We start from the raw sequence: 14,538 nt of genomic DNA, 5'->3' as shown, positions 1-14,538 counted from the left end.
TCTTTGATGTCGCTCTGATGCCGCCGTGTTGCCATGGCGGCATGATTTCGGTCCTTTGACGCTCCACATTTGAGGATCGACAGCTATCGCGCAGCCCGAAAACAGTCAGTCGGGCCAAACGCCGTCGAATGCGTCCGTCAACAGCGCGCGAATGGCCGGTTCGGTGACGGGCGCCGGGTTCCAATAGGGATTGGAAGTTGCCTCGATGGCCGCCGTCCCTATGCCTTCGGCCGGCATTCCGATCTGCGCAAGTGACAGGGGTGCCCCGATCTCCTGTGCGAGGTTGCGAAGCCCGGTTGCGGCATTGTCCGCTCGGAGTGCCCGCGCGACCTTCTGGGCCGCATCGGGAGCGGCCTGCATATTATACCGCATCACGTAAGGCAGGATCACGCTGTGGGTTTCGGCATGCGGCAGGTCGAACATGCCGCCCAGCGTGTGGCAAAGCTTGTGATGGAGCGCCATGCCGACGCAACCCAGGCTGATGCCGCAGAGCCATGCGCCGTAGAGAGCATCCGAGCGGGCCTCCACATCCAGGCCATCGCGGCCGATACGCGGCAATGCCCGCGCCAGGGCGCGGATCCCGTCCTCTGCCATCAGATCGGTCACCGGATTGCGGTCGCGAGCATAGAGCGCTTCAACCGCATGCGCGATCGCGTTGAGGCCGCTGACCGCAGATAGACCCACTGGCAGCCCCAATGTCAGCGAGACATCATAGATCACCGTTTCCGGCAGCACGCGATTGTCCCGAAGCGTTGTCTTGCTGCCATTTTCGGTCTGTCCGAGAATGGGTGTCATTTCCGACCCTGCATAGGTCGTGGGCACGATGAGCTGCGGCAAATCCGTGCGAAGCGCGATCGCTTTGGAAAGACCGGTGGTCGAGCCGCCGCCAATCGCGATCACGCCGTCGGCGCCGGCTTCCGCAGCGACCTTCATCGCCTCCATCGTCACCTCGACGGGAGTATGCATGACGGCGCCGGAAAAGACCGCGGCCTGGGGTCCGATCAGGCCCGCCACTCTTTCCGCGTCGCTCACCTGATGCGGCGTCGAGAGGACCAGCGGCCGGGACATGCCGAGCCGCTTGGCCTCATCGGCAAGCTGTTTGAGCGTGCCGGTGCCGAAAATCACGCGCGTTGCCAATCCGGTATAGACGAAGTCCTCCATCTCAGATCTCAGCCCTTTTTGTCAGCACGAAATCCCAGTCCACCTGCCAATAAGGCGCCTTGAGGCCCTCGTCCTCGCCCACGGCGTCCTCCTGCTGCGTCCGGAAATCGGCGATGAGACTCTCCTTCACTCCGAACACCGCATCCTGATCCAGATATTGGCAATCAGGGGGGAACATATGGGTGACAACGGGATCATACCCCTCGGCGCTGACGATGAAATGGATATGCGCCGCGCGGTTCGGATGCCGGCCCAGGCGGCCCAGAAGCTTGCCCACCGGCCCGTCGTCGGGGATGGGATAATAGCGCGGCTTGACGGAGCGGAACCGATAGCTGCCCTCGCCGTCCGTCGTGAAGACACCACGCAGGTTCCAGTCCGGCTGCGTGCCCTTTTGCTGGACGTCATAGAAGCCGTCGTCATTGGTCTGCCAGACGTCGATCAATGCGTGCTCGATCGGATTGCCAGCGGTATCCCTGACGAAGCCGCCGACCACGAGCGGCTCGCCCTTGCCGTCGAGGCAGATATTCGCTCCCCGTGCATAACGCGGTGCTTCCGGCACGTAGAACGGACCGAGAATGGTGTTTTCCGTCGCGCCGGAAGGCCGGCGATGGTTGATCGCATCGACCAGCATCGAAACACCCAGCACATCTGAGAGCAGAATGTATTCCTGCCGCCATTCATTGCACATCTGGCCAGTTCTGGTGAGAAAGTCGATCGCCGTCAGCCATTCCTCATGAGTCGGCTCGATCTCTTTCACTGCAGCATGGAGATGCCGCACGAGAACCGACATGATCTCACGCAGGCGGGGATCGATATCCCCGCCCATGCGCGCATTGACGGCCTCGACCGAGTTTTCTTCGGTGAAAAGCGGGTACTTCGTCGCAGCCATCTCACCCTCCATCAAATGCCGAAGAGCAGTTTGGCATTTGTCCGGCCGATTTTCACCCTGTCCGCCTCCGCAATCGTCGTGGTGTCGAACCAATCGGCGGCATGATCGATATTCTCGAACGGCCAATCGGTCGAAAACAGGATCCGGTCGGCGCCGATTTCCAGCATGGCATCGATCAGCGTCTGGGTGCGGAAATTGCCTGAAGTCGTGATGTAGAAATTCTCGTTGAAATAGTCGGCGATGCGGCGTTTGGCCGGATATTTCGGCGGCACCTTGACCCAGGCGTTACGATTGTCGATGCGCCACATCATGTAGGGCAGACCTTCGCCCATATGGCCGAGGATGATACGGAGGTTCGGGTGTTCGTCGAAAAGTCCCGATCCCATGAGGCGCAACGCGTGGACCGCCGTCTCCTGGGCGAAGGCCCAGGTCGGCCCCATCAGCCAGGGGTGGCCCTCATAGATGCGGCTGTCCTCAGCCAGCGGATTGCGCGGGTGCAGATAGAAGGGCACATCGAGCGCGGCGACCGTCGCCCAGAAGCCGCGATATTGCGGCAGGTCGTAATAGAGCAGCGCATTAGTATCGGCGCGCTGGCTGAAGCCGTTGACCAGGGCTCCGACGAAGCCCATGTCCTTCACGCACCGTTCCAGCTCCCGTGCGGCGGCCTCGGGATCCTGGAGCGGCAGGGCCGCAAAGGCGCGAAAGCGGTCGGGACGTTTGGCGCATTCTTCGGCCAGCGCATCGTTGGCGCGGCGGGCAATATCTATGGCCCGTCCGGTTTCGGCGATTGCCTGGACGGCCGGTGCGTTGAGCGACAGGATCATGGTCTCGATCCCGTGCGCATCCATCAGCTTCAGTCGTTTGTCCTGAATGTCGAGCAATCGGGACTGAAGCTCTGTCCAGTAGTCTCCCGGGACGAAACCCGCCGAATCCATCAGCGTCTCGGGAATGGCGAAATGCTCTTCGAGCGCGATCTTGCCTTGCATGTTTCTCCTCCAACTTTCTCGTTTTAATATTGACCCTTGGGCTCGAGGCCGAGCATGTGCTGGCCGACCATCGTGCCGACGGCGTCCCAGTTCATGCTGATATGACGGCCGACGGCATTGGCGTCGCGCCAGGCGCGCTGAACCGGATTGTCCATGTTGAGGCCAAGTCCGCCGGTGGAAGCGTTCAGGGCTTCGACGGCCCGGAGCGCCAGGGTGACGGCAAAGGACTGGCCGCGCCGGCTGAGCAATCTGTCCTCGATGGTGAATTCTCGTCCTGAACCCGCCAGCTCCTCGGCGCGCGCCACATCCCGGAGCAGGATCTCGCGGGCTGCGTCGACGCTGGCAGCGGCATCCGCCACCCTGAGCTGGATTGTCGCAAATTCTGCCATGCGGCTGTTGCCGCCCGCGACCGCCCCCCGGGTCACACGGCTACCTGTTGATGCGACATAGCTTTCCAACGCGCCTTTCGCGGCGCCGACAGCGGCGGAAGCGAGGCAGGACGGAATGCCGGTGAGAAGCGGCATGTTGAAAAGGCCCTTGTCGGCATAGAGGCCGGCGCCCGGCGTCCGGCCGCTGGTGGCCTCCGGGAAAGTGAGCACGCGATGCTTCGGCACAACGACATTGGCGAGAATGAGGGTCTTGGAGCCGGTGCCCGCCAGTCCCGCGACATCCCATGTGTCTTCGATTTCATACTGCGTCGCAGGCACCAGCAGGAAGGCCGGAACCGGCTTGCTGGCACCTTCAGCGGGCAGGACGGCGGCGCAGAGCGACCAGTCGGCATTCTCGCAGCCGCTGGCAAAAGCCCAGCGGCCGTTCAGCCGATAACCGTCTTCGGTGGCCTCGGCCAAGGAGGCGGGCGCATAGGAGCCGCAGAGAAGCGCATCCGGATTTTTGCCCCAGACGTCATCCTGCGCGGCCTTCGGAAACATTGCGAGCAGCCATTGATGGGCTGCAAGAAGACCCGCGACCCAGCCGGTCGAGGCACAGGCCGAGGCCAGTTCGAGATTGGCGTCGACGAGATCGGCGAAAGGCCCGGGCGCGCCACCATAAGCGGCCGGCTTGACCGCATCGAAATAACCGGCAGCGCGAAGAGCTGCGATGTTTTCCGCCGGTACCCGGCGTGCCTTTTCGGTTGCCTGCGCACGGTCCTTGAAGGCCGGCAGGAGCGGCAGGATGCGGTCCTTCAGTACAGCGCCGCGAATGGGGCGTGCGATATTATCGGCACCGCCTTCGATGATCTCAAGCTTCATATTCTCCTCCTTGGCGGGATCAAGCCGCCGGCTGCGAGACGCAGTAGCGGGCGTCCTCGTAGATGAGCGGTATGGTGTTGGGGTCGACGGTCGCGTGAACGACCTGCCCGATGAAAAGTGTGTGAGTGCCATAGGGCACGGCAGCCATGCGGCGGCAGACGACATTGGCGTTGGCGCCGTCGAGGAGCTGCATTCCGGCTTCGTGCCGCCGCCAGTTCGCCAGTCCGAAGCGCGCATGCGGCTCGACTTTGCCGGCGAATGCCTCAGACAGCGGCCGCTGCGCGTGACTGAGGACATTCACCGCGAAATCCGGCTGACAAAGCAGCATTTCGTGCAGCAGGGTCCTGTTGTTGAGACAGACCACAAGCGAGGGCGGATCCATGGAAACGGAGGTGACCGCCGTGACCGTCATGCCATGGTCGACACCGTCCTTCACCGCCGTGATCACGGTCACTGTCGCTGGAAATTTGCGCATTGCGGCACGAAAATTCGCGCCGACCACTCCATCGGATAAAATCTGCATGATCTCTCTCCCATTCCGATTTCCATCATTTATTTGCATTTGCAATTATTGTCAACGCAAATAATTTTCCGTTCGTGATGACGAGAGCTGCGATTGGATAACCTGCAGATGCGTTCCCACCGCCTGCCGAAGATAATTTTGATCGCACCATATTTTCTATTGCAATATTTGCATTTGCAATATTCTATTGTCTTACGTATCGGGTGGGAGAGGATTATCGGGCAGCGTGCCTAGCGCGCCGTTCAGAAGCCCGATGACGACGGAGGTAATCTTTGATTTTCTAGGCTCCAGGACAGCTGAAGCCTTTTTCAAAGCGAGATCACGGAGGAGGAGCCATGTCTTCGCAGGAAATGAGCGCCATGGTGGCGCAGACCAAAACGACGGCAAGTGTCATTGCCATGTGCGGCTTCATGATATTGTTCGACGGCTATGACCTGGTCGTCTATGGGGTAATCGCACCAGCGCTACTCAAACAGGCGGAATGGGCGCTGGATCCATCCCTCGTCGGCCGTGCCGCCGCCTTGACCCTGTTCGGCATGCTGCTGGGTGCGGCAATCGCCGGGACGCTCGCCGATCGCATCGGCCGGAAAAAAGTCGTTCTCGGCAGCCTCGCCAGTTTTTCCTTCATGATGATCGCCAGCGGGCTTGCTCCGAACTTCCCGGTCTTCGCAGCCACGCGTTTCCTGAGCGGGCTCGGGCTCGGCGCACTTCTGCCGACCGTAACCGCGCTCATTCTCGAATTTTCGCCCGCCAAACGGAAGGCCCTGGCCAACTCCCTGTCCTTCATGGGCTATCTGCTGGGCGGCATCCTTTCCGGCATTCTCGGCATGCTTCTTCTTGAGCATTACGGCTGGCGCCCCCTGATGATCATTGGCGGCGCGCCTTTGCTGGCACTGCCGTTCCTGATCAAATCACTGCCCGAATCGCCCGACTGGCTCGCCGCCAAGGGCCGCCGCGCCGAGGCCGACGCGGTTTGCGACAGCTTTGGCCTGGAACGGGTTCCGCACCAGCCGACAACTTCGGAAAAACAGGGCGTACGGGCGCTGTTTGCGGAAGGGCGGCTTGCGCTGACGCTGAATGCCTGGGCGATTCACTTCTGCTCTCTGTTGCTGACTTTCGGCATGGTGAACTGGCTGCCGACCATCATGAACAAAATGGGCTACGACATCAGTTCGGCGCTGCTGTTTGCAATCATGCTCAATGTCGGCGCCGCCATCGGTATCGTCATTGCCGGCCGGATTGCCGATAGGGGCCATGTGAAGATGACTGTCGCCGTGCTGTTCGCCATCGGCGCTGGGGCGATCTACATGCTCACACTGAAGCAGGGTGTTTTCATGTACGCGCTTGTCGCTCTTGCCGGCGCTGGAACGATCGGCACCCAGATCCTCTCGAATGTTCTGGTTGGCCGCTTCTATCCAGTCCAGATCCGCGGAACCGGGCTCGGATTTTCGCTCGCGGTCGGCCGCCTTGGTGGCATGGCCGGGCCGCTGATCGGCGGCGCAGTGCTGCAGCGGGGGCTCGCACCGGAGTGGAACTTCTACATCTTCGCCATAGCGGCCGTGGTCGGCTGCGCTTTGACGGCCCTCACCTTCCTCCATGGCACGACCGAAAAGGGAGACGTCGTCGTGCACTGACTAGCTAAGGCAAGCACGCCCGCGACCATGGCCGGCCTCGATGAGGCCGGCTTTCATTTGTCCTGACGAACGCGACTTTTGATTGCACATGCTCTCGCCTAAGGCTATTCAGTGCGGATGCAATAGTTGTGAGCGAAAATGTCCTATCGATTTACCGGATCCTTTCCCTACCTTCTCAATCGCGTCGGCGTGCGCATGGGGGAGCTTTTTTCGGAGCGGCTGCACGATTTTGACGTTACCTTGCCCATGTACCGCGTCCTTGCGATCCTGAAGCAGGAGGGACCGCAAAGGCTGACAGATCTGAGCCCCATGGTTACGGTCGAGCTCTCCACCCTGTCGCGCCTGGTCACTGTGATGAAGAAGAAAGAACTGGTGTCGCGCACCCGGCCCGACGACGGCCGCACGGTTTCGATTGCGCTGACCCCCTCGGGCGATGCGCTGGTGCAGAAATTGATGCCGCTCGCAGCAGAATTCGAGGCGGTCGGCGTCGAGACGTTCAGCGAGGCGGAGGTGGCCTGGCTGAAATCGGCGCTGAAGATCATCCATACCAACCTGGACAAGCTCGAAGCACGCTGATCTGCTGATGTGGACGCAGGCCCGTCCCGATGGCGCAAAGGAGCGCGGGGAAGGCCCCGCACCACCTTCGACACGCCATCTTGATGACTATCCGAAGAGCAGCAGACCCGTCCGCGATTCTCCTGAATTCTCCGTACAATGTGGTTTTGATGCAGATAGGTAGCTGCCCACGTGTTCGCGGTCCATCGGCTTGTTAAACAAATAGCCCTGGAGGGTGGTGCAGCCCATTTCCAGCAAGCACATCGCCTGCCGATGGCTTTCGACGCCCTCCGCCGTGACCTTCATGTCGAGCTTCCGCGCCAGGTTGAGCACCAGTTCTACGATTGCGAGGCTCGATTCATCCACGAGCATGGTGTCGATGAAGCTCTTGTCGATTTTGATGATATCGACGGGCAGGCTCCGCAAATGTGTCAGCGATGCATAGCCCGTCCCGAAATCATCGAGCGCCACGGCCAAGCCTCTTTTCCGCAAACGTTGCAGCGTTGTTGCAACAGTGTCTTCCAAGCCCTGCAGGAAGACGGTTTCCGTCACTTCGAGCACGAGCTTATCGAGCGGAATGCCTCTCGACGCGAACGCACCAACGATGCGGCTTTCCAGGTCACCCCTCATGAAATCAGAGGCGCTGACATTGATGCCAACCCGTCCGAAACTCAGCCCCCGGTCCATCCATTTGCAGATATCGGTCGCGACATGATCGAGCATGCATGTCGTAATGTGATGGGAAACACTCGAGTCCGTGAAGGCTTCATGAAATTGCGCCGCCGATACGACTGATCCATCGGGACGTTGCATTCTCACCAGCGCTTCAAACGCCCATACCTGACCGTCGGCGCAGCTCACGATTGGCTGATAATGCGGCACCATTCGATGCTCGGTAAGCGCCAACTCCACCTCTCGGACGATCTGAATGCGATGGGCTATCCTCGAACGCAGGCTGGGCTCATATTGAACGTAGCTTCCACGCCGTGTTTCCTTGGCGTGATACAGGGCGAAGTCTGCGTTTTGCGAAAGCGTCGCCGCATCCATTTCACCTTCCGAAATCGCGCCTCCCACGGTTATCGTGGGATTTATCGTTGATCCCGCGACCTCCAGAGGGCGGCCGATATATTCAATCAGGTGTCGCGCGAGTGAACGCATTACCCGCGCGTTTGCGGGTGCGTCCAGAACAACCGAGAATTCGTCGCCGCCGAGGCGAAAGACCTTTCCGCGCTTTCCCAAGCGCTCGTCCAGACGAGATGCCACGCCTTTCAGCAGCAGGTCACCGGTCGCATGGCCCAGGATATCGTTCACCTGCTTCAGGCGATCGACGTCGACCAGCAGCAAACCAATGGAGGCGGCATCCGTCGCTGTGAGCCTCGCCATGTGAGCATTGTATGCCGCCCGGTTGGCAAGCCCGGTCAGGGGATCGGCATTTGCCGCCTGCAGCAAGCGTTGCTCGTAGCGCACTTTTTCGGAAACATCCTGAACGATGCCGAACAAACGTTTTGGCTCACCGTGCAGGTGTTCGATATCGCTGACCACGCGAATCCATCGTTCTTCGCCTTCTGGCGTTATGATGCGATACTCTTTGTCAACGCCGATCTCCGAGCCATTCAGGAGACCGCGAATCCTGCGACTGACGCCGTCGCGCTCTTCCGGAGCATAGCAGCCGATCACCTCCTCCGAGGTCATTCGTTTACCGACCGGCAATCCGACAGTGCGATAAATCTGGTCCGACCAGATGATCGTACCGGTGTTGAGATCCATCTCAAAGCCACCGACTTTGGCAGAGCGCTCGGTCTGTTCGAACCGAGCCTGCTTCAACTCCAGTTCACGTTGCTGCTCTTTCAGCTGGCTTTGCTGACGATGCTCCCGAATCAGGCCCACGATGACGCTTGCCAAGTTACGGAGCTGTTCGATATCCCGATCGCCGAAACGGCGGGTCTTCGTATCGAGGACACAAAAACTGCCGTAGCAGGTCTCCCCTTCCAAAAGCGGAACGCCCGCGTAGAATTGGACGGAACACTCGTTCACGAATGTGTTTTCCCAAAAGCGGGAATCTTTGCCGGCATCTTCAACGACGAGCGGCAACCCTGTTTCCACAACATGGCCGCAAAAGGAATGCTCGCGTGACGCCTCTTTCAAAGTGAAGCCTTGCTGGGCCTTGAACCACTGCCGCTGCTCGTCGACGAACGAAACCAATGCCATCGGCATGTTGAATATATTGCAGGCCAGACGGACGATAGCGTCGAACTCTGTCGTCGGCGGTGTATCGAGAATGCTTGCCTCGTAGAGAAGGTTCAATCTTTCATCTTCGGTAAGGGACATGCGACCTTACTCCTCGCAGTGCTGCGTGACGCGGAGTGAGACCCTTCATGGATCATGGAAGCGGACGAACTTGCCGCCGACAGCAATTTCTGGGTTGATCAGAATTCTTCCCAATCAGACTTCAGCGCGGCGGCGGCCGACCCGCGCTGGACGGACGCGGCGGGCGACGTACGAACAACTTTCAAAGCCGTCGGTGCGGGCACATGACGATCCGCCTGCGTGGATGAAAGTCTCGATATCGGAGCATCGTCGAAACGGAACTGTTCAAGAAGCTTGAAAAGTGCGGCGGCCTCGCGTGCGAGGCCATGGCTCGCAGCCGTCTGTTCCTCGACCATCGCGGCATTCTGCTGCGTTCCCTGGTCGACGGTGTTGATGGCCTGGTTGATCTCGCCGAGCGCCGTCGATTGCTCGCGCGCCGCCTCCACGATCGCCGTGACATTGGTGTTGATGTCGTGAACCTGACTGGCGATTTCCTGAAGCGCGGATCCGGCATTCGTGACGAGGGCGACGCCCTTTGCGACGTGAGAACCGGAGGCTGTAATCAGGCTCTTTATCTCCTTTGCAGCTTTCGCCGACCGCTGCGCCAACTCCCGGACCTCCTGAGCAACGACCGCAAAACCCTTGCCGGCCTCCCCTGCCCGTGCCGCCTCTACGCCGGCATTGAGCGCCAAGAGGTTCGTCTGGAAGGCAATCTCATCGATGACGCCGATGATATTGGAAATTTCGCGCGACGAGGTTTCGATCTGGTCCATCGCTCCGATCGCATCACGAACCACCTGGCCGGAATGTTCCGCGTGGTCTTTGGTGCGGGAGACGAGTTGACCGGCCTCCTCGGCGCGGCGGCTCGAATCCTTGACCGTCGTCGTGATTTCCTCAAGGGCGGCCGCCGTCTCTTCGACGGATGCCGCCTGCTGCTCGGTACGCTTTGCCAGGTCGTCGGCGGCGGTGCGGATTTCGTTGGAACCGGCCGAGATCGCCTTGGCATTTTCGGCCACCGTTGCCATCGCGTCCTTCAACTTTTCCGAAGCGCTGTTGAAGTCGGTGCGCAGCCGTTCCAGCGAAGGAATGAAAGGCTTCTGGATCGTCTGCGACAGGTCGCCATCTGCAAAATTCGTCAGGCAACGGGCGAGCTGTTCAACATTCTCGACACGCGCCGTGACATCGGTTGCGAACTTCACGACTTTGAACACTTTGCCGTTCAGGTCGAAGATCGGATTATAGGAAGCCTGGATGTAAACCTTCCGTCCGCCCTTGCCCACACGCATGAATTCGTCGGCAACCAGTTGGCCGCCCGCAAGTTTCCGTCAGAATTCCTTGTAGGCCTCCGACTTGGAATAGTCGCTTTCGCAGAACATCGAGTGATGCTTGCCCTGGATTTCGGCAAGCGAATAACCAAGCGCGGTCAGGAAATTGTCGTTTGCGGTCAGGATTTCGCCGGCCGGCGTGAATTCGATGATCGCCTGAGCCCGGGACAATGCGTCGATCTTGCCCGCATGCTCGGCAGATTTCAGCTTCTGCGCGGTGATATCGGTTGCAATCTTGATGACCTTGACCGGCTTCCCGCGACGGAACACCGGATTGTAGGACGCTTCGATCCAGACCTCGCGCCCGCCTTTGCCGAGACGTTTATACTGTTGTTGATCGAATTTTCCTGCTGACAGCTTCGTCCAGAAAGCCTTGTATTCTGCCGAGGATGCATAGGCAGGTTCGACAAACATGCTGTGATGTTTTCCGACGATCTCCCTCAACTCGTAACCAAGCGCCCTGCAGAAGTTTTCGTTTGCGGTGAGGATTTTGCCCGACAAATCAAACTCGATCATGGCTTGCGAATTCGATAGAGCCGCCAGAACAGCGACAGCATTTGCACCACGATCAAGAATATTCACTCGCAAATCCTCCTAGATTCATCGCTGTCGATCCAGCCATTTTGCGAATATTCGCTCATGCTCATTAACGGGGATTTAATTATGAATGTGACGTGCAGTATAATTTATTTTCAACCAGCGCTGCATTCATCAGGCGCATCCGGGGGCAAAGACAGCCGGCGGCCCGCCCTGCCGCGGGCAGCGATGCAGCCTCCCCGGGAACGGCGCACTGCGGGCCGCTCAGCTGCTTTTCAACTGCGCCACCGCAAGCAGCGTGTCAGCGCTTATTGTCGACGAGCCGGTCAGGATCGAAAGGGCTGACGACGTGGTGCCCGTACCGTTGGCCATGTCATACATGGCGGTGAAGCGTTGGATCAGATCGTCGACTTTGTCAGGATCCGACAGATCCTCCATGTCGATGAAATTGTTGACCATCTCGGCTTGCTTCTCGACGTCCATATTCGAGACGTAACTGGACAGGTTGAAGGTCGTCGTAAAGAACTCGAAGAGCGCGCTGTCGCCCAGAATATCATAGGCGTTCGAGATCTCCGGCGCCTTGCGTTCGAAATAGAGGGCAAGGCGCACGCCGGTGTTGCTGTCGCCCTGATCGTCTTCGAGCGTCAGCCTGACATAGGAGTCGATCGTTTCCAGCACGTCGCCGCGCTGCTGCACGGTCCCGGTCGGATCGGCGGAAATATTGCCGTCCTGATCGAAATTGAACGAGCCGACGAGTTCGGCGAAACGATTGTCGTCCTGCTTGTTGACATAACTATCTTCGTCGTCGAGATCGGAAGAGAACATCTTCTTCAGTTCGTCCGACGTGACATCGTCCGGATCGAGCCCCTTCGCCTCAAGCGCGAAGCTAACCAGGCGATCGTCGGCCAGGAATTCGCTGGCCGTCGTGATCGTCGCCATCTGCTCGCGAAAATAGGTGATCTCGTCATTCGCCGCGTCGGTCGCCTCGGTCAGCTCGTCGCCTTCAAGGTATCGGATCTTGTTCTGCTTGTAATAGGCGGCGTAGTCGTCGACGACGGATTCCGACATGGCCTGCAAGGGAACGGTGACGTCGCCATTGTCGTCGAAGTTGAATGCTTTGCGAAAGGCTACGAACCGGTCGTCCTTCAGGCTGTTGACATAGCTTTTCGAGTCCGTGGGATCGCTTTCGAGAATTTTCCGGACCTCGCTTCTCGAAACGCTGTCGGGGTCTATATCATAGGCGCGCAACGCCATTTCCCACAGCTCGGGGAGATCGTCGTTGTCGTCATCGTCGTCATCGGCATTCGACACGAGGAAATCATCGATCGAGGTGACGCTGGCGATGCGCGTCGTATAGTTGTCGGTGGCGTCTTCCGTGCTGGTATTGGCGACCAGCACTTCATAATTTTCATCGAAGGCTGCCGTGGTCGTGGCGGTCTGGTCCGAGGTCTGGGCGGTGTCGCCATCGGCAAGCGCGCCGTCCTCGTCGAAATTGAAGGCCTCGTGCAGGTCGGACAAGCCGATCGCTTCGGCGATGTCGGCGCTTTTCAGGGCCGCCGAAATGTAGCTGTCGGATTCGTCGTCGGAAAGACCGTAGGCAATCCTGAGATAGCCGACCAGCTTGTCGTCGCTCATCAATTGGTCGACGGAGGTGATGTTGCCAATTTCAGCAGCGAAATAGGTGTCGTAGGCCTCCCCGGTTTCCGTGGACGCGATCGTCGACGAGGCCACCGCATAGCCACTCGTCACCAGCGAGATCTGGTCTTCCGACATCACATCGCCGTCGGTCGAGCCATCCTCGTTGAAGTTGAAGGCCTTTGCCAGGCTGACATAGACGTCGTCGCCGAGCTGGTTGACGAAACTGTCGGCATCATCCAGATCGCTCGTCAAAACCTGCTTCAGGAAGCTGCTGGACGTGTATTCGGTGCTGAGGCCGAAGGCCGTAAGCGCATAGTTCTTCAGTCTGGAGCTCGACAGGAAATCATCGACCGAGGTGATCGACGAGATATTCTCTTCGAAATAATCCGTCTCATCCGTGATGTCGTCCGCCTCGGTGTCGAAGGATTCCTCATAGGCATCGAGCAGATTGTCCCGCTGCACGTCTGACTGCGCCGTCTTCGTCTCGCCCCCGAATTTGAAGGCGGCGGCGAATTCGGCATAGCGGCTATCGCTCAAAGTGTTGGCGAAACTCGATGAATCGCTGAGGTCGCTTTCCAGCACCTTCTTCATGAAGGCCTTGGCATAGGTCATGTCCTCTAGCCCGTATGCCTTCATGGCATAGGAGTAGAGTTTGTAATCGCCCATGAATTCATCGACCGTCGTGACCTTGTCGATGTTTTCCTCGTAGTAGTCACTGTCGCGGGAAACCGTTGCCTGTGAAGCCACACTCGAGAGACTGGCGCTCAGATTTCTGGCAACCGAGAGGTAGCTCACATAGGTGGAAACCAACGCCTGTCCCTTTCATGAGCATGCGCGCGCGAAAGCCTGCCGGCCGCCACGGTTGAAACTTTTCATGTTTGCTGAGATGTTGCCGCCGTTCATGGCGCTGACGGACCGCATTCATGCGGCCGAATCAATTTAATAGAACCACATGGTACTATAATTCTTCAAAAATGCAACAGGACGTCGAAAGCCGAGGGATCGCGGCTTTATCGGGTCACGCGGCGCCGACGCCCGCGGCAAAGATTGCAATGCAGCGCCGGAGATGGGCAAGCAGTGCCGCCCGGTCGGGCCAGGCCTGAGCACGCCCTTCCGGCGGCCCCATGCCACCGAAGATCATATCCATCAGCATGCGGGCTCCGCTGGTCGGATCATCAAGCGACAGCCTGCCTTCGGCCCCGCGGTCGCTCAGCCAGTCGGCAAGCTGCTGCCGGCTGGCACGCATGCCTTCGCGCTGCAGAATGTCGACGAGTTCGGGAAACTGCCCCGCTTCGCGAAAGACAAGTTGCAGGAAACCGGCACGATCGGCATCCTTGTCCTCATCCATGTCGATCATGAAGATGCGTTCAAGGCTCTCGGCGAGCGAGAGATCTTCCGGAGGCCGAGGCAGGTCGAGCATCATGCGCCGATGAGCACCGACCACGGCGGCAAACAGCTCTTCCTTGCTCTGAAACAGCTTGTAGAGCGTCTGTTTCGAAACACCCGCCTCGGTGGCGACGACCGCGGTCGTGCTTCCGGCGTAGCCGTATTTTACAAAAACGCGGCGGGCAATCTCGACGATATGCACGCGCTTGTCATCGTCGCTGGAGACTTTCGGCCGGCCCCGTTTGCGCGGCTCATCTGCGGCATCGTCGGCAACATCCATGATGATCTAGACCGCCTCATCGAAGCACAAGCCGACGCCCGCAGAAAGGAGACTACGATTTCTGAGG

The 14,538-nt window shown here is 59.2% G+C and carries 10 protein-coding genes and 1 pseudogene; 2 read left to right on the top strand and 9 right to left on the bottom strand.

What is annotated here, in order from left to right:
* Positions 1-105: 105 nt before the first annotated feature.
* Genes NE851_RS32240 through NE851_RS32220 form a run of 5 tightly spaced genes read right to left on the bottom strand, consistent with a single transcriptional unit; the run spans position 106 to position 4,809 of the window.
* Positions 106-1,161: a maleylacetate reductase gene (locus NE851_RS32240; protein ID WP_254962595.1), complete on the bottom strand. Its 1,056-nt coding sequence runs from the start codon at positions 1,159-1,161 to the stop codon at positions 106-108.
* Between the two features lies 1 nt (position 1,162).
* Positions 1,163-2,050 (bottom strand): intradiol ring-cleavage dioxygenase, encoded by an 888-nt coding sequence (locus tag NE851_RS32235; protein WP_127431843.1) that lies wholly within the window; start codon positions 2,048-2,050, stop codon positions 1,163-1,165.
* An 11-nt stretch (positions 2,051-2,061) separates the two neighbouring features.
* Positions 2,062-3,036 carry a gamma-resorcylate decarboxylase gene (gene tsdA, locus NE851_RS32230; RefSeq protein WP_047619739.1) on the bottom strand — a complete coding sequence of 325 codons (975 nt, stop codon included), beginning with the start codon at positions 3,034-3,036 and terminating at the stop codon, positions 2,062-2,064.
* Positions 3,037-3,059: 23 nt separating this feature from the next.
* Complete coding sequence (locus NE851_RS32225) at positions 3,060-4,286, bottom strand: acyl-CoA dehydrogenase family protein (protein ID WP_052213517.1); 1,227 nt, start codon at positions 4,284-4,286, stop codon at positions 3,060-3,062.
* 19 nt (positions 4,287-4,305) lie between these two features.
* Positions 4,306-4,809, bottom strand: a complete 504-nt coding sequence (locus NE851_RS32220; RefSeq protein ID WP_047619736.1) for a flavin reductase family protein — start codon at positions 4,807-4,809, stop codon at positions 4,306-4,308.
* A 335-nt stretch (positions 4,810-5,144) separates the two neighbouring features.
* Here NE851_RS32220 and NE851_RS32215 point away from each other — a divergent pair, with 335 nt between their 5' ends.
* On the top strand, positions 5,145-6,443 hold the full coding sequence (locus tag NE851_RS32215; protein WP_047619734.1) for an MFS transporter: 1,299 nt from the start codon (positions 5,145-5,147) through the stop codon (positions 6,441-6,443).
* 138 nt (positions 6,444-6,581) lie between these two features.
* Positions 6,582-7,019: a MarR family winged helix-turn-helix transcriptional regulator gene (locus tag NE851_RS32210; protein ID WP_047619733.1), complete on the top strand. Its 438-nt coding sequence runs from the start codon at positions 6,582-6,584 to the stop codon at positions 7,017-7,019.
* An 87-nt stretch (positions 7,020-7,106) separates the two neighbouring features.
* Here the strand turns inward: NE851_RS32210 and NE851_RS32205 are convergent, their stop codons facing one another.
* The 4 genes and pseudogenes from NE851_RS32205 to NE851_RS32190 all read right to left on the bottom strand — a co-directional run bounded on the left by NE851_RS32205 (position 7,107) and on the right by NE851_RS32190 (position 14,471).
* Positions 7,107-9,326 (bottom strand): EAL domain-containing protein, encoded by a 2,220-nt coding sequence (locus NE851_RS32205; RefSeq protein WP_127431842.1) that lies wholly within the window; start codon positions 9,324-9,326, stop codon positions 7,107-7,109.
* 98 nt (positions 9,327-9,424) lie between these two features.
* A pseudogene (locus tag NE851_RS32200) lies at positions 9,425-11,212 on the bottom strand (methyl-accepting chemotaxis protein).
* 219 nt (positions 11,213-11,431) lie between these two features.
* Positions 11,432-13,615, bottom strand: a complete 2,184-nt coding sequence (locus NE851_RS32195; protein ID WP_254962594.1) for a DUF1217 domain-containing protein — start codon at positions 13,613-13,615, stop codon at positions 11,432-11,434.
* A 208-nt stretch (positions 13,616-13,823) separates the two neighbouring features.
* Positions 13,824-14,471, bottom strand: a complete 648-nt coding sequence (locus NE851_RS32190) for a TetR/AcrR family transcriptional regulator (RefSeq protein ID WP_254962593.1) — start codon at positions 14,469-14,471, stop codon at positions 13,824-13,826.
* Positions 14,472-14,538: the final 67 nt, after the last annotated feature.

Origin of the sequence: Rhizobium anhuiense bv. trifolii, assembly GCF_024346605.1 — a bacterium.
Taxonomy (GTDB): Bacteria; Pseudomonadota; Alphaproteobacteria; order Rhizobiales; family Rhizobiaceae; genus Rhizobium; species Rhizobium anhuiense.
Note: the sequence above shows the minus strand (reverse complement) of the source record. Positions and strands in the feature narration are given on the sequence as shown.